An 18,441-nucleotide genomic window follows, 5' to 3' on the forward strand; every position below is an offset into this window, starting at 1 on the left:
CCTTCGCGGGCCTGCTTCATTGCCGTATCGCCCTTGACCCAGTCGTTGCCGGGACGATGGCGATCAGTACCGCCCCACAAGGAGGCCGCCATCCACGACCAGAACCTGGCCGGTCATGTATCTCGCGCCCTTCGAGGCGAGGAATGCGATCACGTCGGCGATGTCTTCCGCTTCACCTAACCGGCCCATCGGAATGAACTCGGCTGCCTTCTCCGCGCCTGCTGGGCCGAGCGAATTTTCTTCCGAAAGAAGCTGGGCTGTGCGGATATAGCCCGGCGCAATGCCGTTGACCCTGATGCCGTCCTTCGCCAGCTCGACGGCGAGCCCGCGCACCAATCCCACGACCCCGGATTTCGCCGCCGAATAATGGACATGCTCGTCCCAGCCATAGGCGACGCCCATGATCGAGGAGAGCGCGACGATACTGCCCGATCCGCGGGCACGCATGCCGGGTACCGCGGCACGCACCAGCTTGAAGATGCCCTTCAGGTCGACATCCATGGTCAGGTCCCATTTGTCGTCGGTGAGCTTCTCAAGAGGTGTGCGATGGGCGATGCCGGCATTGGCGACGATGACATCGATCTTGCCGAAGCGTGCCTCGACATTGGCGACAAGCCGGTTGGCGGCCTCCGTCGAGCGGACGTCGTAGAGATGGAATTCGGCAGAGCCGCCGCTGGTGAGGATGTCGCGGACGGTCTCCTCACCTTCCTTTTCGAGGATATCGGTGACGACGACATGGTCACCGAGCGCTGCAAACGCCTTTGCTGTCGCTTGGCCGATACCGATGCCCGCGCCTGTGACGATGACGATCCGCTTTTCCAAACTATCCATCTGCTTGTCTCCTTCAGAGCATCACATCGCCGGAATTCGGCCCAAGGGTCTGGCCGACGAAAAGGCTCGCTGCCGGCGACGCCAGAAACGCCACGGTCGCCGCCACCTCTTCCGGTTCGCCGAAGCGGCCGAGCGGCAGTTCGCGCTTCTTACGTTCGCGCCATTCTTCGGAAAGACCCCGCACCAGCGGCGTGTTGATCGGCCCCGGCGCTACGGCGTTGACGCGCACTCCGCAGCTCGAAACCTCGCGGGCGAGTGCCTTGGTCATGCCGATGATCGCCGCCTTGGCGCCGGAATAGTGGACCAGCTCGACACCGCCGATCTGCCCGAGCTGGGAGGCGACGTTGACGATGACGCCCTCGCCTCGCGCCAGCATCGACGGCATGACGGCCTTGGTCATCAGGAAGGTGCCGCGCACATGCACCGCAAACATCCGGTCGAAATCCTCAAGCTCGAGGTTTTCGAATGCTGCCTGATGCGCAATACCGGCATTGTTGACGAGAAGGGCGACGTCGCCGTGCGAGGCCTTGGCAGCCGCATGGATAGTCGCCACATCCTCGGGCCGTGCTACGTCGCCGGCGATCGCGGTTGCCACACCGCCCGCCTTGGTGATTTCCGAGGCAGCAGTCTCGGCCCGGTCGCCCGAGAGGTCGTTGACCAGAACAGCATAGCCGTCGGTGGCCAGGCGAAGGGCGATAGCTCGACCAATACCCGAGCCGGCGCCGGTGACGATGGCAGAGATCGGAACGGAAACCTTCTCAGCCATCACGCGTCCTCCTGGATGCGGACGCGCTTGGCGCGCCTAACCGACAGACCCATCAGGATCGCGTAGGTGCCGAGAAGCGCGAAGGAAAACAGCGTGGTCAGCACCCCGAAAGCGAAAACGTTCGGATGCACCTCGACGGAGAAGGTGCCGTAGATGGCAAGCGGCAGCGTCAGCTCGCGGCCGGAAGCAAACAGGGTGCGCGAGAACTCATCATAGGAGAGCGTGAAGGCAAAGAGCATGGCCGAAAGCACGCCCGGGAAGATCAGCGGAAAAGTGACCTTGCGGAAGGTGCGTGCCGGCGTGACGCCGAGCGACCATGAGGCCTCCTCCATGCTCGGATCGAACCTGTTGAAGATGGCGAGCATGACGAGGAAAGCAAAGGGGAAGGTGTAGACGACGTGCAGGACGAAGGCCGTGCTCCACCAGTGACGATCGATGCCGAAGGCATTGGCGACAAGCGCCATGCCGAGGCCGACAAGCACGCCCGGCACCATCATGCCGAGAACGATCAGATAGAAGGCGACGCCCGAGCCGCGGAACTTGCGGCGAAAGGCCTGGGCGGACATGACGCCGAGCACGGTCGAGACGATCATGGTCATCAGCGCCAGAAAAAGCGAGCGGATCAGCGCCTGATCGATCGGCAACGGTGCGATGCGCGACGGCGGCGTGAGACCGAAGAGATGCCGATACCAGTAGGTCGACCATTCGATGATCGGAAATTGCGGACCGCCCTCTGGACCGGTCTGGAACGACAGGATCGCCAGGACCGCGAGCGGTCCGTAGAGGAAGATCAAAAAGAGGGTCGTATAGACACCCAGGCCAAGCTTGATGCCGCCGGCATTCATGATCAGAGCTCCTTTCTGAGGTCGACGACCTTGAGCAGCGCTGCGACGACAGCACCCATGATGATCGTCAGCACAACGCCGGCGACTGCGGCAAAGGCCCATTTCAGCGAGCCGACCTGGGTGACGATGATATTGCCGAGCAGATTGACCTTGCGGCCGGACAGGGCAGCGGACGTTGCGAATTCACCGAGAACCATGACGGAGACGAAGATCGCGCCGACCACCACGCCCGGCATGGACAACGGCAGGATGATGGTGCGGAAGATGCGCCAGAAGCCGGCACCGAGATCCTGCGCCGCCTCGATGACGGAGGCGTCGATGCGACCCATCATGAAGGCGATCGGCCCGACCATGAAGACGCAATAGATCTGTGTCATGCCGATGATCACGGACAGCTCCGAAAACAGCAGCACCTCTATCGGCTGCTGCACGATGCCGAGCTTCATCAGGATCATGTTGATGGCGCCCTCGGTGCCGAGCATCGGCCGCCAGGCAAGCACGCGGATCAGGAAGGACGTCCAGAACGGGATGACGCAGAGCACGAGCAACACCGTCTGCAGCGTCTTGTTCTTGATGAGAAGCCCGACGAAGAGCGCCGCCGGATAGCCGACGACAAGCGTCGATACCAGCACCAGCAACCAGATGCGGATCGTCGTCCAGAGCGCGCCGAGATAGGTGGGGCTCGTCAGGAAGGCGACCCAGCTCTGCAATGTTAGCGTCGGCTCGATCTTGAAGGTTGTCTGTGTCCAGAAGGAAACATAGACCATCATCAGCATCGGCAGGACGAGGAAGGCCACCATCCAGATCATGCCCGGCGCCAGAAGCAAGAGTGTCTTATTCGATTTCCGGCGCACGGTTGCGCCTTCCTGCACGGCTTCCTCTGATGTCGCGACCATGGTCATCTCTCGCTCTCCTTGGGGGGTCCGGCGGAAGGGTTGGAAAAAGTCACATCAGCCGAAGACAAGGGCATCCTCCTTCTTCCAGACGAGCGCATAGCGATCCTTTTCGACAAAGGCGGGCGGGCGGGCATGGCTCAGATGAGATTCGACCTCGAAGACGTGGCCGCCATCGAGCGCAAAGAAGGAGTTGACCGCCGCACCGGAATATTCGCTGGCGATGAAATCCGCCTCGATGCGCACTTCGCCATCCGAGAGCACCGCATCGCGGGAGCGGATCGAAACGCGGTCGTAGCGGATCGCATAAGCCGGCTGCGGCGCTTTTCGGCGCGATCCATTCAGAGGGAAGCGGCCGGCCGGTCCGACAAAAGCATCCTCGACGACATTGCCGGCAAAGAGATTGTAGCAATTGAGAAAGCGGGCGACCGAGGCCGTTGCCGGGCTGTTGTAGACCACATCCGAGGCGGCGGCCTGCGCGATGCGGCCGCGATCGAGCACGAGCACGAGATCTCCCATCGCCAAAGCTTCGCTCTCGCTGCCCGTAACATGCAGGAAGGTTACGCCGCAGCGCTCGCGGATGATCTTGAGCTCGCTGCGCATACGGCCGCGCAGATTGGCGTCAAGCGCACCGAGCGGTTCGTCCAGCAGCACCATCTTCGGCTCCGTCACCAGTGTACGTGCCAGGGCGACGCGCTGGCGCTGACCACCTGAAATCTGCGTCACGGCGCGGTCGTCAAATCCCTTGAGACCGACCAGCGACAGCATGTCCTGAACGCGCTTTGCCAGGATGCGCGCATCCGTCACCGGATCGACCCTGCGATTGCGCAGGCCGAAGGCAACGTTCTCGGCAACGGAAAGATGCGGAAACAGAGCGAAGTTCTGAAAGACGAAGCCGATGCCGCGATCATGCGGCTCGACGCCATCGAGCCGTTTGCCATGGAAGAGGATCGAGCCGGCATCCGGCTCCTCGAAGCCGGCAATGACGCGCAGCAGTGTCGTCTTGCCGGAGCCGCTGGGGCCTAGCAGCGAGATATACGCATTGTCGGGCAAAGAGAAATCTATCCTGTCCAGCGCGGGCGCCGCGCCATAGGACTTGGTGACTTGACTAAGCTGAAGAACGGTCGACACCGAATTCCCACCAGTTTCAAGGCAAGGACCATCCTTCGGGCAGAGCTCCGCCTTCGCCCGGATCACAAGTATCCGGACCTTCAGACGTCTGCCTGCGTTCGCGCATGATCACATGCGCGTCAAAGAGATGTTCCTTGGCGTTTCAAAGAGTTCCGCCTGCGGCGCTTCTGACGAGCACCTTGATGTTGAGAGCATTACATAAATGATTTTTGTATTCAATGGACTTTTTCGTGAAAATGCCGAACCCAGAAACACAAGTCAAACGAGGGCGACCGGCGGAAGGCCGCGACGCTGGCGAGCACCCTCGCCTCCGCGTAGAATTGGCATCAACGCAGCCGTTACGGGCGCCAAAGCGTGACGCGCCGCACCCGGATAACATTCGGAAAATAGCGCCAATCGCGGCGCTATGGGTCAGCAACCAGCGAAAAGAGATTCATCGCACTCGAGCGCAAAAACATATTTTGTATTCAATAGTCATTTATTTTTGCGCTATGTTAGAATTACAAAACGCGTAAGAGTGAGGTATCAGAACGACGTGAGTCCATTGCACCAGATGACCGAAAACCGTGCGCGCCCCAATGCGCAAAAGCGCTACGAGATCGCCGAGGATGTTCTGCGTGGCAATATCGAGGACAACACGCTGCCGCAGGGCGTGGTGCTGCTCGAAGGGCCGATCGCCGATATCCTGCAGATTTCGCGCGCGCCCGTGCAGAGGGCGCTGCAGACGCTGGAGAGCGAAGGTCTGGTGCATCGCTTCAACGGACGCGGCTATCTCGTCGGCCCCGCCGGACAAGGCATCGAGCCGAAGCGCACCGATATCAAGACCCTCGGCCTGACCATCCCGCGCCACGCAGACGAAGCCTTGCAGAGCCGCGCCTCCTGGGAACGCATCTACAATACCGTCGAGGCCGATGTCGCCGGCTGCGTCGTCTTCGGCCAGTACCGCATTATCGAGATCGAGCTCGCCGACCATTTCAACGTCAGCCGCACCGTCGTCCGCGATGTGCTGACGCGCCTGCGCGAGCGTGGCCTCGTGCGCAAGAACCAATCGTCCCACTGGATCGCCGGCCCGCTGACGGCGCAGATGATCAAGGATCATTACGGCCTGCGTGGTATGCTGGAACCGCAGGCGCTTGTCGCGGGAGCCAGCCGCGTCGACCGGGAGCGGTTGAACGATTTGTTTCTGCGCCTTTCCGATCTCGAACGGCACGAACCGGCGGATCATCTTGCGGCGCTGGAAGCTATCCATGCCGACTTCATCGACATCTGCATCCTTGCGACGCCGAACGAGCGGCTGAAGGAATCCATCCGCAATAACCTGCTGCCCGTCACGGCGACGGAGCGATTGCTGCGGCGCCTCGGGCTGCCCGGAGATCCTGCCATCATCACGGAGCTCCGCCTGATCGCGGAACTGCTTCTGCGGGGCGCCGTCAAGGCGGCGGCGGCGATGATGGAAAACCATCTCGAAGCCTCCGTCGACCGCACGATCGCACAGATGAAGATCGTCGCGATCGTCCCCGGTCCCGGCGTGACGGCTGCTTATCTCACCCGCGTTCTCGAGTGAGATGCAGGCACGCCCTAACCTATTCGATCTGTGTCGGAAACGCGGGATCGAAGGAGCAGCCATCCGCTTGATCCCTTACGCCAGAGCAGCACGAAGGCGCGCAAGCAATGCCTGCCGGTCCGCCCGGGCCGCCAGCGCCTGATCCATGGTGACCTCCACGAATTGCGTCGGCGTATGCGGCTGCAGTTGCGCGATCAGATCCATGTCGGCGGAGATCACCGTTCCCAGCATGAAATAGCCGCCGCCGGAGACGGCATCGCGATGCAGGATGATCGGCTCCGTTCCGCCCGGCACCTGGATCGAGCCATATGGATAGCAGCTGTCAACGATATTCGACGGATCCGAGCCTGCACCGAAAGGCTGCTTGCGCTCGACGAATTCGAGCTTGCGACCGCCGCGGAAGCGATACCCCATGCGATCGGCCTCCGGCGCAACCTTCCATTGGTCGGCAAAGAAGTTGCTCTTCGTTTGCTCTGTCAACCGATCCCAATAGAGCCCCGGCAGAACCCGGAGCTCCGCCGGGGTACCGGGCTTGCGGCGCAGCTCCTCGGCAATGGATAGCCCCTCGTTCTTCATGGAACCGGAGCCAACGGGAAGCTCATCTCCGGCAGCGATAGCCTTACCATTCAGGCCGCCGAGGGCGCCGATCACATAGGTCGACCGGCTGCCCAGCGCTTCGGGAACATCGATGCCGCCCGACACCGCAATGCAGATCCGCGCCCCGGACCTCAGAAAGTCGAAGCTTACGGTCTGCCCTGCCCTGACCTTGAGTGCCGTCCATCCCGGCTGCAGCTCGTCATCGATCCTGACGGGCATGTCGGCGCCGGTAACCGCAATCAGGGCATCGTCGAGAAATTCGAGCTTAGGCCCCATGAAGACGGCTTCGAGCCCGGCCGCACCCTCATCATTGCCGACGAGAAGATTTGCCGCCCGCATGGCGTAACGGTCCATGGCGCCGCCCACGGGAATGCCGAGATGGAAATAGCCGGGCCGTCCGAGATCCTGAATCGTGGTGGAAAGGCCGTGATGAAGAACCTTAATGGCCATGCAGCGCGCCCTCCAACCTGGCGTTGTAGCCGTCGATATCGGCCTGGTATTGCCTGAGATCGAATTTGACCTCGCGGATCGGCGGAGCGAAGCGGCCCTTGTCGACATCCTCGACCGCCTGGTCGTATCCGTCGCGCTCGATCGGCCGGAACTTCACGATGTCGCCCGGACGGAAGAACACCATGAAATCGCGGAGATAGCTCGTCGTTTGCTTGGGGTCGAAGATCGGCATCGGCGTGATGCCGAACATCTGATAGCCGCCGGCCCCGCGCACCGAATAGATGCAGCCGAAGCAGCCGCCGTGTCCCACCGTCAACCGTGGCGTGTCGGTTCGCGGGCGCAGATATTTCGGCACCTCGATCTGCCGCTGCCGCTCCACCATCTGATACATGAACGGCAGGCCGGCAACGAAGCCGACCATCGAAACGAACCAGGGCGAGCCGGCATGAGCCGAAATGAAGTCCTCGACCGCATCATAGCCATTGATCCTGGCAGCGTAGTCGAGATCGGTCCCCGTCGGCTCCTGATGCCGCTCGCGGAAGCGCATCAGCGTCTCATGCGTCCAGGGATCATTGTAGAAAACAGGGATTTCGACGATGCGGGTGGTAATGACGGGATCGGCCTTTTCGGCAGTACCCTCGATCGCCTTGACCTCGCGCAGGAGATCGTCCGGCTTGATTATGTCGGGATCGAACTTGATCTGAAAGGAGGCGTTGGCAGGGCAAATTTCGGTGACACCTTTGATGGCGCTCTCGCGCACCCCCTTGGCCATAGACAGGCTCTTGAAGAAGGCTTCGAGGGACATCTCGTCGCTGCATTCGACGAAGAGATGCTCGTCACCTCCGAACGTAAAGCGAGCTGGCATCAGGCAACCTCCGCCGATACGCCGTCAACCGCGGCAAAATCGGTCTCCAGCCAGGTTTCGAGAAAACGCGTGTGGAATGCCCCCTTGCGCACGGATGGATCGCGGGCGAGCGCGAGGTGCAGAGGGATCGTCGTCGGCAAGCCTTCGATCGTCAGACTGGAAAGGGCGGCGACCAACCTGTCGAGGCAGGCATCGCGATCCTCGGCCCAGACGATGAGCTTGCCAAGCAGGGAATCGTAGAAGGGCGGCACGGTATAGCCGGCGTAGAGCATTGTATCGAAGCGGATGCCTTCGCCTTCCGGAATCGAGAGCCGCGTCACAGTGCCGGGCGCCGGCAGAAAGCCTCTGGCCGAGTCTTCGGCATTGATCCGGCACTCTATGGCGTGACCGCGCGTCCGGATATCGGATTGCGTCAGTGACAAGGAAGCACCGCCGGCCACCTTGAACATCTCCTGCACCAGATCGATGCCGGTAATCATTTCGGTCACCGGATGTTCGACCTGGATGCGGGTATTCACTTCGATGAAATAGAACTGCCTGCTATCCTCGTCGTAGAGATATTCGACGGTGCCTGCGCCACGATAACCGACTTCCGCCGCAAGGGCGACGGCGCTGGCGCAAAGGCGCTGCCTGATGTCATCGGGCAGCGTGGAGGCCTGCGCTTCCTCCCACACCTTCTGACGGCGACGTTGCAGCGAGCACTCACGTTCGAAGCAATGGACGAAATTCCGTCCGTCGCCGAAAATCTGCACCTCGATATGGCGGGCGCGGGTGACGACCTTCTCCATGTAGAGGCCGCCATCGCCGAAAGCGGCCGCCGCCTCTGCAGAGGCAAGCGGAAACTGCTCCCTGAGCTCAGTGAGCGACTGCACGATACGTATGCCACGTCCACCGCCGCCGGCGGCCGCCTTGATCATGACGGGAAAGCCGATGCGTTCGGCAATCGCCTCTGCAGCCGCAATATCTGCCACGCGACCATCACTTCCCGGTACTGTCGGAACGCCGGCCCGTTTCGCAATCTCGCGGGCTGCCACCTTGTCGCCAAGCAATCGAATGGCTTCGCCGCTCGGCCCGATGAAGATCATGCCCGCAGCCTCGACGGCATCGGCGAAATCTCCGTTTTCGGACAGAAACCCATAGCCCGGATGAACGGCATCCACGCCCGCCGACCGCGCCGCCGAAAGGATGGCTTCGATGTTCAGGTAGGATCTCTTCGGGGCCGGCGAGCCGATATCGATTGCCTCGTCCGCAAGCTTGACCGCCAGCATGTCGGCATCAGCGGCACTATGCACCTGCACGGTGCGTATGCCGAGCGCTTTGGCGGCCTTTATGATCCTGACGGCGATCTCGCCGCGATTGGCAATGAGGACCGAGCGGATGGTCATGGATCCACCTCCGCTATGATCTGGCCGGCCATGACGGGCTCTTCATTATCGACGAGAAAGGTGATGTTCTTGCCATCGAGCCCAGCAGGGATCTGCTGGAAGGTTTTCATGACCTCGATGAGACCGATCGTATCGCTGGCCACAACGGCGTCGCCATCGACCTTGAAGGGAGGCGTGTCCGGAGAGGAAGCCCGATAGAAGGTTCCCGGAAGGGGTGATCTGATCTCAAGCTTGTTCATGGGACCTCCGCGCTGCGTCGCTGTTCAAAATCTGTGAAACGGGTGCAATCCTGATACCCTCGGCAATGAGCGCTTCGCGCATGTGGCGCACGATATCGAGCGCACCCAAAGTATCGGAATGAAAACAGATAGAATCGAAGACGATCGGAATATCCGCACCGTTGACGGTCCGCACGACGCCTTCGGTGCAGGCTCTCACGACCTTGCGGGCAATTGCCTTGGGGTCGGGGCGACCGACATCCCTGGTAAAGACGATCCAGCCCGTATCGCCATAATCGCGATCGGCGTAGAACTCGCGCACGACAGGCTGGCCCGCCTCTTCAGCAGCAAGGCAAGTGGCCGACCCGTCCATGCAGAAGACGAACATATTCGGCGCCACGGTGCGCATATATTGTATGAATATCTGCGAGAGATCGGCGTTCGCCGCCAATTCCATATAGAGAGCGCCATGCGGCTTCACATGCTGCACGGGCACGCCATAGCGTCTGGCGAACTCGCGCAGCGCACCGACCTGATAGATCAGATCGTTGACGATCTCGCGGCTAGTACCGTTGATCTTGCGCCGCCCGAAGCCCTGGAGGTCATTGTAGCCGGGATGAGCACCGACGCCGACGCCGTGGGCGGCTGCCAGCCGCACGGTCTCGTCCATGAGATTGGGATCGCCGGCGTGAAACCCGGTGGCAATATTGGCCGAACTGACGAGTGAGATAAGCTCCTCGTCATGCGCATCGCCGATCCGCCATCGGCCGAAGGCCTCCCCCATGTCGCAATTGATATCGACAACTTCCTTCAAATGCCTTCCCTCGCACCTGCGCCCCAACCGGGACCGATATGTGAACGCTAGAGGCAAAGGCCGCCTTTGAAAAATACAATTTTCAAAGGCATGATATCTGATAAACTGATATCTATGCTTAAAATTGCGTCAAGAAATATCTTGTAGTATCAATTACATATTAAAATTGCGCACGCTTTTGTCGAAAATCAGCTCGTTTTAGATCCATGAAATCTGAATCGCAGCTGGTGTTTTCAGATAAATAGATAGGAAGAACATCATGAGCTTGAGCCTGCGGCAGCTTCGCTACTTCGTCGCGACGGCGGAATATGGACAAATCTCGCACGCGGCCGTCAGCCTGTCGATCTCCCAATCCGCCGTCACTGCGGCGATCAAGGATCTCGAACTTACCGTCGGCGTCTCTCTGTTCAACCGCACGCCACAGGGTATGGATCTAACCACGGCAGGCCGGCAATTCCTGTCCCATGCCTATGAAATTCTGGCCAAAGTCGACGAGGCGACCCATCTCAACCTCGTCAGCAGCGACATCGAAGGCGAGCTTGTCGTTGCCGCGACCTATACCGTTATCGGCTATTTCCTGCCGATGCATATCGAGCGTATCCGCCGCCTCTATCCGAAGCTGAAAATCCAGCTCTACGAGGTCAATCGCGAGTCAATCGAGGAAGGCTTGCTGACCAACCGCTACGACATTTCGGTCTTGCTGACCTCGAACATCCTCAATCCGATGCTGATGACCGAGACGCTTCTGAGTTCGGTCAGACGTCTCTGGCTGCCGGCCGGCCACGAGCTGCAGCGTCGCGACGGCATCGGTCTGCGTGAAATCGCCGAGGAACCCTACATCATGCTGACGGTCGATGAGGCGGCACATTCTTCGCTGCGCTACTGGAGCCGAAGCCCCTATCAACCAAAGGTGCTCCTGCGGACCAGTTCGATCGAAGCCGTCAGATCGATGGTGGCGAACGGCCTCGGCGTCGCTATTTTGTCGGACATGGTGCATCGCCCCTGGTCGCTGGAGGGAAGACGCATCGAGACCGTGAACATACAAGACCCGGTTCCGCCCATGGATGTGGGACTCGCGTGGCGAGCCAATGTCGAGTTCAGCCAGCCCATGCTTGCCTTCAGGCGTTATTTCCAGCAGGCCTACAGCCTGCCGGGTACGAATTCCTGATCCGATCGGTTGGCAATCCAGCCCCTCGTTCGAGGCACAACTGGATTTAGAGCGTGCGGCTCGACCATACGCACCGCGAAGCCATTACTGTACCAGCACCGGCTGCGTGCATCTTGCGTCAGTAACGCTCACGTCGGCTTGACCAATACCAAGCCCGAGAAGGCCGAGTAGGCCGTACAGAACCTGATCGAGGGGCGCGGTCACGACCGACAGCGTATCGGCAACGGCTGAAAGCACTCCCGACGGCGTTCCAATGGTCAAGATGAGCAATTGGATAGTGATCGTCGCGTTTTTCAGAAGCGACGAGACCGTGGACGTGAGGACTGTACTGGTGGAAACCGTCTTGATTGTACCTGCCGAGATCTCCGACGGCTGAAAGTTCAATCGTGTCGGGCTCATATTGGCGATATCGACCTGCGCACTCGCAATCACTTTGAGAAGAAGGGAATCGATGATCGCAGCCGGCGTTACCCGCGGCTCAGAGCCGAAGTTTACGAAAGCAGACGTATTGACGTCACCAAGATCTACCTCGGCAACACCGGGCACGGCGTCTATCCCGACGACCGCGTTTGGCATGGAACCGCCGACACAGGTGATCGAGGCAAGCTTGGCTTCCGCGGGAGCAAGCTCGATATAGAGGGGAACCCTGAGCTTCAACCCGGCGATCAGCGACAGGCCGGTGACGGCGACTTCGAGCGCGGCACGGACTTGCGGCGTACGAACGATCGTGCCCGGAGCGCCCACGGCAAGGGCCGGCGTCTGCTGGGACATTTCCCCGATCGCCAGCGTCAGCTTCGCCGTCGCGACGCCTGGCAGAGCGGCCCCGAGATCGATCGCGATCTGCTTTTGCTGGTTGGCAGCCATTGCGGTCGCCGAGATCAGATCCAGCACGTTCATGGTGGCCGTCAGATTGGGGGAGGTGCCGACGACATTGCTCCCCAACGGACCGAGATTCACGATATCCTGCAGCTTGACGGTCAGCTTCGTTGTGGCAAGCGTCTTGCCGAGATTGTTGATGAGGGTGACGACTCCGGTCGAAAGATTGGTCGACTTGCCAAGAGCGCCGAGAATCTTGTCATAGGTGACGTCAGTTGCCAGAAGCTCGTTATAGCTCACGCCAGTAAGCTTGAGATCCGTAGCCAGCAGATTGAGAAAGCTCAGAAGATTGACATTCGCGCTGACAAGCGACTGATAATCGGCGACTTTCAGAGAGATTTGCGTCCCTAGCAACGTGCCAAGGAGCTGGTTCAGAATACCGCCATTGAGGCTCGCAAGCCGCGATCCCACCGAAAAGGCAGCCAGGCGCTCGCTGGACGCGGTGCCCGTCGCGCTCAAGGTCGGCGGCGTGGCAAAGGCGGAAGCGAAAGGCATCACCGCCTTTTGGGTCAATGTCACCTTAACGGAATCATACGGCGAGGTTCCCGTAGAGGAGAAGCGGTTTGCAAGCGGGATCGATGTATCTGCCGTGTAGGTGCCGAGGACCAGATTGGCCATGGTCTCATATTGACCGGAGTTGGCCGCAGCTGCGGTGACGAGCCCGTTGCTCGTCATATAGTTGCTGCCCGAGGCAACTGCCGCGGTCGTGCCATTGCTCTGGAGATTGTTCAGAAGCGCAGTCCGCGCATTTGCGATATCGGAAGCAGCCGATATCGCGCCGATGTCGCTCAATTGCTGCAGGCGCCGTTGCTGCAGCGTCATCATGCCGTAATCGATGCCGAGGCCAAGGCAATAGAGGATGAGGGGCGAGACGAGCGCAGTCGTGATGGCGACGTTTCCTCGCCTGTCCCGCAGAGAAGCGAGCCGACCGAGAAGCCGCTGCATCAGAGACCTCCGAGCCGGATGGTCGAATAGCGGCGGATGGTTTGATCCGGCATCGCAAAGGTATAGAGGTTCCAGATCGGAAGAGCCGACGCGTCATAGCTGGCGCTGACCGTGAATTGATTGACATTGGTCGGGTCGGTGGCGACGGTTATCGTCAACTTGCTCTTGTCGATGAAAGCGTCGTTGATCGTCGAATTGGTGACGAAGCTTTGAACCAGCTGGCTTCGCTCGTCCGCCGACAACCCGGCGATTGCCGTGCGGGCAGCGTCGGCCGTCAATTGCTGCAGCGAATGAGCGGCGGTAAGATAGATGGCAAAGGCAACCAGCGTGAGAAGCAGAAGGAAAAAAAGCGGCGCGATGAGAGCGAATTCAACTGCTGCAGCGCCCTCTTTCTCCCTGTTGAAATGAGAAACACGATACATGGTCCTGTCTCCTTCAATCGACCTTCATCTGCGCGATGACAGTCGAGGAGACCTTAGGCTTCGGATGTTAATTTTATATTTCTAAATAAGATATTTTCTAATATTATTTACATCTTAAAGATACCGAATACTTAACCAAATCATTATTTCACTGGGGAATAGCTGTCTTGGCAAAATTCCGAGCATGAAAAGCTTGCCAGAATATTGGCACCATGACCTTCCATTTGCAGTCGATGGAAATCTGTCCTTTCCAACCGCTGCGTCTCGCCCGCGCCGCACCTTCGACAGCGCTGGCCTGTTGGATGCCCCGATCAACAGCAGACATCTACTTCTTCTTCGGCACCAGATCCCAGCCGCCCTGAATGTTTCTCACGAAACGGCAGTTTCCTTTGTAATAGGTGACGGCGCCTGTCCGATCCACCTTGATAGACGTCGGCAGCAATTGCGTCGCCGCCTTCAGCCGCTCGACCATGTCAAGTGCCTCCTGCCTCTTTCCCGCGCGGATCAGCGCCATCAGTTTCGACTCTTGTTTCATCCTCTATACTCCCGTTGATGGAGGTCTAAGGGCGGGCGGAACTTGCGACTTGTCAGTCCTATTTGCATATCGATCACCCCACTCGGCGTTGCATGAGCAGCGAACGCAGTGCCACGGCCACCACGCAGACGCTGGAAACAAGGAAGATAGCGCCGGACATCGCATAGATTGTCGGCGACGCACCGGCATTCATCTTGCCGAACAGCACGACCGGCAAGGTGTTCTGGCGGCCTGCCAGATAGAAGGCGCGCGTGAATTCGTTAAGGGACAGCAGGAACGAAAAGATGAAGGCGCTGACGAGACCCGGCCGGATCAATGGCAGGGTAATATCCCAAAACTGCCGGAAGCGGCCGGCACCGAGATCGTCCGCCGCCATCAGATAGGTCCGCTTGACCGCGGCAAAGCTCGTCAGGATGACGATGAAGGCAAAGGGCATTGCCCATAAAAGATGGCCGGCAATGACAGTCAAAGCCGATGCCTTCACGCCGGCGCGGCTGATCACCGTCGATAACGCCAGCCCCTGGATGACGCCCGGTACGAACATCGGTAGCAGCACAGTCAAAAACCACAGGCTGCGTCCGCGATGAAGCTCGCGATGCGCCAGCGCCGCGCCGAGCGACAGCAGCGTCGCAATGAAAGCCGTCGCAAGCGCAATGACGATCGACTGGCCGAGCGCGGCGACGAGCGCGCTTTCGGAGCCGAGTGCAAGGTACCATTTCAGGGTGATGTCGGAGAAATGCGGCAGCCCCGGCTGCAGTGCAGGATTGAACGAGACACCGAGCAGGTAAAGCGGCGGCGCATAGATCACTATGAGGCCGAAGATGGTCAGCGCCCAAATGACGATGCGCGGGGTCGCTCCTTCTCTGACGATCATTGGCCTCGCTCCTCGAATAGTGAGGAGAGGCCGAACAGGGCATCCCCGATCAGCACCAGCCCAAAGACGATGGCGAGCATCAGCGTCGAAATCGCAAAGGCGAGCGGAAAATTGGCGACGCGCATGACGTCGTTGATCATCACCGAGACGATTGAAGCGCCAGCGCCGCCGAGCATCTGCACCTCCGTCGAGGAGCCGGCAACCATGACGAAGACGAACAGGAAGCCGGCGAAGACGCCGGAATAGGTCAGCGGCAGCAATACCGTGCGGACCATCGTCCAGAATCCGGCACCGAGATCGCGCGACGCCGCCAGCGCGATCGGATCGACACGGCGCATGGAAAGCAGGATGGGGAAGGTTGCGAACGGCAGGTAGGAGGCGATCAGTCCGACGATGACAGCAAAATCGCTGAACAGCAGCCAGTCGAGCGGCGCATCCGTGATGCCGGCCTGCTGAAGGAGCGTGTTGATGACACCGGTGCGGCCGAGCAGCAAGCGCCAGGAGAAGGAGCGAATGAGATAGGACGTGAAAAACGGGATCGTAAGCAGGGCCGCAAGCACCACAGACAGGGTGCGGCCCGCCAGGAAATACATCGCATAGGCGGTGGGATAAGCGATGACGAGGCAGATAGCCGATGTCAGAAACGCCTTGCCAAGGGTGGACAGGAACACGCTCCAGCGCCCGGCCTCCAGAATGGCGCCATAGGCAGCGAGGCTGAATTCCGGCTTGATCCAGTAGGTGGCGGAATCCCAGGCGCAGAAGCTCCAGACCACGACAAGAACGAGCGGCGCAAGGCCGAGCAGGATGATCGCCGCGAGCGGAGCAGCAAGCAATAGAACTGGTGTTTTCATCGTCTAGCCCTCCTTCTCTCGGCGTTGATCCCATCGGCTCGGGGCCGGCCTCTCCCTCGGCAGATGCGCCAGCCCCGATCCATCACTTCAAATCAGGCGTTGCGTAGCTTCTGCCACCACTCCTCGTAGAGTTGGAAATTGTCCGGGCGGCAATTCTGCCAGTAGACCTTTCCGGAGAACTTGGCCTTCACATGTTCGGCAAGCTTGGCAACGTCCTCGGCCTTATATTCATCCGGATGGGCCTTGGCGTAGGCGAGGTTGTTGTCGGTCGGCACGAGATAGCCGCGCGCCTTGCCGAGCTCGCAACCGTAGAGACCGGCAAGCAGGCCATCGACGAACTTGTGGGCGACGTCGGCCTTGCCGCGCTCCGTGGCGCCCTTCAGCAGTACCGTATTGTTGCCCCAGCCTTCGTAGCCTTCGACGGGAGCTGCATACTCCACTTGCAGCCCGCGCTTGCGGCCTTCATAGACGATCGGCTCCCAGCCGGTCATGGCGTCGACTTCCTCGTTCGCCACCAGCTGCACGCCCTGTTCCCATCCGTTCCAGAAAGTGCGGAACTGGCCATCCTTCTTGTGCTTGATCAGGAACTCCATGACGAGGCCGAGCTCGGATTCCGTCAGGTTGCCGGGCTCCTTGATCGGCTTGTTCTCGGCTTCCTTCAGATAGATGGCGGTGAAGATGGCACTGTTGATCCACGCATCTTCCATCGCGACCCGGCCCTTGAGCTTGGGGTCGAAGATGACGCCATAGCTGTCGACTTTGCCGAGCTTGTCGGGGCGATAAATGATAGAGTCGGCGTTGACGACGGTGGGAATACCGTACTGCTTGCCCTCATAGGTCAAGGTCGGGATATCTTTGGCCCATTGCCAGATGCCGGCGAAATTCGAGATCTTGGAGACGTCCCAGGGGGCAATCAGGCCCTGCTTGGCGAGCTCGCGCTCGGCGCCGCCCTGAAAGCCGCCGACATCGAAGAGATCGTTGGCATTGCCGGCGGCAAGGCGCGCAACCACCGGCCCGACATCGTTGCCGTTATCGGTAAACTCAGGCGAAACGCCACTTTGGCGAGTAAACTCCTGCCATTTGTCGCCGATATCGAGCGTGGCGGTACCCCAGAATGCAACCGTAGCATCATCGGCCATAGCACTCGTTGCAGAAAGCCCGCCGACGGTGAGTGCGGCCGCACCCGCACCCATCAGCTTGAGCATGTCACGGCGCTGCATATTACTCCTCAAGGCGGAGGAGACGAGATTATTGCTCTTGTTCATCGTGTCATTCCCTTCCCTCATTTTTCGCTTGTGTCAGCTATTCGGGTTCTACTCATCGCCTCCAGCCAGAGCCGGTATTCCGGAACGATCGATCAGGAGCGCAGCGCCTGGCTTCAGACACACGCGCACGCTTTCGCCCGGCAAGGGCGGAGTTGCGTCCGCGCTAGTCGTTAACACCACGCGCTGGCTGTCGGCGAAAGCGAGCGTAACGTCATGGCTGAGTCCGCGATAGATGCTTTCGACAACCTTAAGTTCAATTATTTCGGCAGCCTCTTCGGCAGCCGGGATCAGCTCAATTCGGTCTGGGCGGATTGCAACAAGCGCATCGGACGGAGGCGCCGCTCCGGAAAAGCTCGCACCAATGCGCTGTCCCGCAATCGTAACGAGAGCCCTGCCGCCTGAAACCGAAATGCTTTCGGGCCTGAGGAGCGTATCGATGCCGACAAAACGGGCAACAAAGGCATTGGCCGGTGCCTCGAAGAAGCGCGACGGCACGTCGGTCTGCTCGATCCGCCCCTTGTGCATGACAGCCATCCGATCGGAAAGGCTGAGTGCCTCGTCCTGATTGTGGGTGACCAGGATAAATGTCGCACCGGTACGCTTGTGAAGACGGCCGAATTCGTCGCGCATCTGCTGGCGCAGCCGTTCGTCAAGCCCGGTCAGAGGTTCGTCGAGCAGAAGAATGCCCGGTTCCATGACGAGCGCGCGCGCTAGCGCGACGCGCTGGCGCTGGCCACCTGAGAGAAGATTGACGTCGCGATCCGCAAAGCCGCTCAGCTCGACCAAGTCCAATGCGCCATCGACCTTCGTCTTCAACGCAGCACCGGACAGCCCGCGCAACTTCAGGCCGTAGCCGATATTCTGGGCGACATTCATATGCGGAAAGAGCCCGAGCGACTGGAAGACGGTATTCACCGGCCGGCGGTTGGCCGGAACGTCAGCCATGTCCCTTCCATCGAAAAGCACACGTCCCGAGGTCGGCTTGTCGAAGCCGCCGATCAGCTTCAGCAGAGAGCTCTTGCCGCAACCGGAAGAGCCGAGCAGCGTAAAGAACTCCCCTGCCCTGATGTCGAGCGTCACGTCGTCGACGGCGCGCGTCGGCCCGTAATTTCTGACGATATGGTCGAGACCGATCGCTATCGCCAT

20 protein-coding genes are annotated in these 18,441 nt (G+C 60.0%); 2 read left to right on the plus strand and 18 right to left on the minus strand.

Going from position 1 to position 18,441, the window contains the following annotated elements:
* Positions 1-63 precede the first annotated feature (63 nt).
* From FBZ99_RS22015 to FBZ99_RS22035, 5 genes are read right to left on the minus strand one after another with little or no spacing between them, the layout of a single operon-like run.
* A complete protein-coding gene (locus FBZ99_RS22015; protein WP_113350770.1) occupies positions 64-831 on the minus strand; it encodes an SDR family NAD(P)-dependent oxidoreductase in 768 nt (255 codons plus the stop codon).
* Between the two features lie 13 nt (positions 832-844).
* Entirely contained in the window at positions 845-1,597 is a 753-nt protein-coding gene (locus tag FBZ99_RS22020; protein ID WP_145634802.1) for an SDR family NAD(P)-dependent oxidoreductase, read from the minus strand.
* Complete coding sequence (locus tag FBZ99_RS22025) at positions 1,597-2,442, minus strand: ABC transporter permease (RefSeq protein WP_113350768.1); 846 nt, start codon at positions 2,440-2,442, stop codon at positions 1,597-1,599. The genes FBZ99_RS22020 and FBZ99_RS22025 overlap by 1 nt, the downstream gene beginning before the upstream one ends.
* A gap of 2 nt (positions 2,443-2,444) precedes the next feature.
* Positions 2,445-3,344: an ABC transporter permease gene (locus FBZ99_RS22030; RefSeq protein WP_145634806.1), complete on the minus strand. Its 900-nt coding sequence runs from the start codon at positions 3,342-3,344 to the stop codon at positions 2,445-2,447.
* A 48-nt stretch (positions 3,345-3,392) separates the two neighbouring features.
* Positions 3,393-4,466, minus strand: coding sequence for an ABC transporter ATP-binding protein (locus FBZ99_RS22035; RefSeq protein ID WP_145634809.1), 1,074 nt, complete (start codon positions 4,464-4,466; stop codon positions 3,393-3,395).
* A 553-nt stretch (positions 4,467-5,019) separates the two neighbouring features.
* Between FBZ99_RS22035 and FBZ99_RS22040 the strand changes: the two genes are divergently transcribed.
* Positions 5,020-6,030 (plus strand): GntR family transcriptional regulator, encoded by a 1,011-nt coding sequence (locus FBZ99_RS22040; protein ID WP_145634812.1) that lies wholly within the window; start codon positions 5,020-5,022, stop codon positions 6,028-6,030.
* Positions 6,031-6,105: 75 nt separating this feature from the next.
* Here FBZ99_RS22040 and FBZ99_RS22045 read toward each other — a convergent pair whose 3' ends face one another.
* Genes FBZ99_RS22045 through FBZ99_RS22065 form a run of 5 tightly spaced genes read right to left on the minus strand, consistent with a single transcriptional unit; the run spans position 6,106 to position 10,359 of the window.
* Positions 6,106-7,077 carry a biotin-dependent carboxyltransferase family protein gene (locus FBZ99_RS22045; RefSeq protein ID WP_145634815.1) on the minus strand — a complete coding sequence of 324 codons (972 nt, stop codon included), beginning with the start codon at positions 7,075-7,077 and terminating at the stop codon, positions 6,106-6,108.
* On the minus strand, positions 7,067-7,942 hold the full coding sequence (locus tag FBZ99_RS22050; protein ID WP_145634818.1) for a 5-oxoprolinase subunit B family protein: 876 nt from the start codon (positions 7,940-7,942) through the stop codon (positions 7,067-7,069). The genes FBZ99_RS22045 and FBZ99_RS22050 overlap by 11 nt, the downstream gene beginning before the upstream one ends.
* Complete coding sequence (locus tag FBZ99_RS22055) at positions 7,942-9,327, minus strand: acetyl-CoA carboxylase biotin carboxylase subunit (RefSeq protein ID WP_145634821.1); 1,386 nt, start codon at positions 9,325-9,327, stop codon at positions 7,942-7,944. Before FBZ99_RS22055 ends, FBZ99_RS22050 begins: the two co-directional genes overlap by 1 nt.
* Complete coding sequence (locus FBZ99_RS22060) at positions 9,324-9,566, minus strand: acetyl-CoA carboxylase (protein WP_145634824.1); 243 nt, start codon at positions 9,564-9,566, stop codon at positions 9,324-9,326. Before FBZ99_RS22060 ends, FBZ99_RS22055 begins: the two co-directional genes overlap by 4 nt.
* The gene (locus FBZ99_RS22065) at positions 9,553-10,359 is read right to left on the minus strand and encodes a 5-oxoprolinase subunit PxpA (protein WP_145634827.1); all 807 of its coding nucleotides are present in this window, start codon (positions 10,357-10,359) and stop codon (positions 9,553-9,555) included. The genes FBZ99_RS22060 and FBZ99_RS22065 overlap by 14 nt, the downstream gene beginning before the upstream one ends.
* Positions 10,360-10,618: 259 nt before the next feature.
* On the opposite strand from FBZ99_RS22065, the gene FBZ99_RS22070 reads away from it, so the two are divergent.
* Positions 10,619-11,527: a LysR family transcriptional regulator gene (locus tag FBZ99_RS22070; protein ID WP_113329450.1), complete on the plus strand. Its 909-nt coding sequence runs from the start codon at positions 10,619-10,621 to the stop codon at positions 11,525-11,527.
* Between the two features lie 84 nt (positions 11,528-11,611).
* Here FBZ99_RS22070 and FBZ99_RS22075 read toward each other — a convergent pair whose 3' ends face one another.
* The 8 genes from FBZ99_RS22075 to FBZ99_RS22105 all read right to left on the minus strand — a co-directional run bounded on the left by FBZ99_RS22075 (position 11,612) and on the right by FBZ99_RS22105 (position 18,441).
* A complete protein-coding gene (locus FBZ99_RS22075) occupies positions 11,612-13,348 on the minus strand; it encodes a pilus assembly protein TadG-related protein (protein ID WP_145634830.1) in 1,737 nt (578 codons plus the stop codon).
* On the minus strand, positions 13,348-13,770 hold the full coding sequence (locus tag FBZ99_RS22080) for a TadE/TadG family type IV pilus assembly protein (protein WP_113329452.1): 423 nt from the start codon (positions 13,768-13,770) through the stop codon (positions 13,348-13,350). The genes FBZ99_RS22075 and FBZ99_RS22080 overlap by 1 nt, the downstream gene beginning before the upstream one ends.
* Positions 13,771-13,918: 148 nt before the next feature.
* Entirely contained in the window at positions 13,919-14,095 is a 177-nt protein-coding gene (locus FBZ99_RS33210) for a hypothetical protein (protein WP_162748758.1), read from the minus strand.
* Positions 14,096-14,305 carry a hypothetical protein gene (locus FBZ99_RS22085; protein WP_069610151.1) on the minus strand — a complete coding sequence of 70 codons (210 nt, stop codon included), beginning with the start codon at positions 14,303-14,305 and terminating at the stop codon, positions 14,096-14,098.
* A gap of 73 nt (positions 14,306-14,378) precedes the next feature.
* Positions 14,379-15,179 carry an ABC transporter permease gene (locus tag FBZ99_RS22090; RefSeq protein ID WP_113350759.1) on the minus strand — a complete coding sequence of 267 codons (801 nt, stop codon included), beginning with the start codon at positions 15,177-15,179 and terminating at the stop codon, positions 14,379-14,381.
* Positions 15,176-16,030, minus strand: coding sequence for an ABC transporter permease (locus FBZ99_RS22095; RefSeq protein ID WP_113350758.1), 855 nt, complete (start codon positions 16,028-16,030; stop codon positions 15,176-15,178). Before FBZ99_RS22095 ends, FBZ99_RS22090 begins: the two co-directional genes overlap by 4 nt.
* Positions 16,031-16,122: 92 nt before the next feature.
* Complete coding sequence (locus FBZ99_RS22100; protein ID WP_113329455.1) at positions 16,123-17,295, minus strand: ABC transporter substrate-binding protein; 1,173 nt, start codon at positions 17,293-17,295, stop codon at positions 16,123-16,125.
* A gap of 48 nt (positions 17,296-17,343) precedes the next feature.
* Positions 17,344-18,441 carry an ABC transporter ATP-binding protein gene (locus FBZ99_RS22105; protein WP_113350757.1) on the minus strand — a complete coding sequence of 366 codons (1,098 nt, stop codon included), beginning with the start codon at positions 18,439-18,441 and terminating at the stop codon, positions 17,344-17,346.

Origin of the sequence: Rhizobium sp. ERR 1071 (genome assembly GCF_007828675.1) — a bacterium.
Classification (GTDB): Bacteria; Pseudomonadota; Alphaproteobacteria; order Rhizobiales; family Rhizobiaceae; genus Rhizobium; species Rhizobium dioscoreae.

Coding starts and splice junctions, on each gene's coding strand:
- FBZ99_RS22040 (WP_145634812.1), top strand. CDS start 5,020: ATGACCGAAAACCGTGCGCGCCCCAATGCGCAAAAGCGCTACGAGATC.
- FBZ99_RS22070 (WP_113329450.1), top strand. CDS start 10,619: ATGAGCTTGAGCCTGCGGCAGCTTCGCTACTTCGTCGCGACGGCGGAA.
- FBZ99_RS22075 (WP_145634830.1), bottom strand. CDS start 13,348: ATGCAGCGGCTTCTCGGTCGGCTCGCTTCTCTGCGGGACAGGCGAGGA.
- FBZ99_RS22045 (WP_145634815.1), bottom strand. CDS start 7,077: ATGGCCATTAAGGTTCTTCATCACGGCCTTTCCACCACGATTCAGGAT.
- FBZ99_RS22020 (WP_145634802.1), bottom strand. CDS start 1,597: ATGGCTGAGAAGGTTTCCGTTCCGATCTCTGCCATCGTCACCGGCGCC.
- FBZ99_RS22050 (WP_145634818.1), bottom strand. CDS start 7,942: ATGCCAGCTCGCTTTACGTTCGGAGGTGACGAGCATCTCTTCGTCGAA.
- FBZ99_RS22085 (WP_069610151.1), bottom strand. CDS start 14,305: ATGAAACAAGAGTCGAAACTGATGGCGCTGATCCGCGCGGGAAAGAGG.
- FBZ99_RS22100 (WP_113329455.1), bottom strand. CDS start 17,295: ATGAACAAGAGCAATAATCTCGTCTCCTCCGCCTTGAGGAGTAATATG.
- FBZ99_RS22090 (WP_113350759.1), bottom strand. CDS start 15,179: ATGATCGTCAGAGAAGGAGCGACCCCGCGCATCGTCATTTGGGCGCTG.
- FBZ99_RS22105 (WP_113350757.1), bottom strand. CDS start 18,441: ATGGCGATAGCGATCGGTCTCGACCATATCGTCAGAAATTACGGGCCG.
- FBZ99_RS22025 (WP_113350768.1), bottom strand. CDS start 2,442: ATGAATGCCGGCGGCATCAAGCTTGGCCTGGGTGTCTATACGACCCTC.
- FBZ99_RS22030 (WP_145634806.1), bottom strand. CDS start 3,344: ATGACCATGGTCGCGACATCAGAGGAAGCCGTGCAGGAAGGCGCAACC.
- FBZ99_RS22095 (WP_113350758.1), bottom strand. CDS start 16,030: ATGAAAACACCAGTTCTATTGCTTGCTGCTCCGCTCGCGGCGATCATC.
- FBZ99_RS22015 (WP_113350770.1), bottom strand. CDS start 831: ATGGATAGTTTGGAAAAGCGGATCGTCATCGTCACAGGCGCGGGCATC.
- FBZ99_RS22060 (WP_145634824.1), bottom strand. CDS start 9,566: ATGAACAAGCTTGAGATCAGATCACCCCTTCCGGGAACCTTCTATCGG.
- FBZ99_RS22055 (WP_145634821.1), bottom strand. CDS start 9,327: ATGACCATCCGCTCGGTCCTCATTGCCAATCGCGGCGAGATCGCCGTC.
- FBZ99_RS33210 (WP_162748758.1), bottom strand. CDS start 14,095: ATGTCTGCTGTTGATCGGGGCATCCAACAGGCCAGCGCTGTCGAAGGT.
- FBZ99_RS22080 (WP_113329452.1), bottom strand. CDS start 13,770: ATGTATCGTGTTTCTCATTTCAACAGGGAGAAAGAGGGCGCTGCAGCA.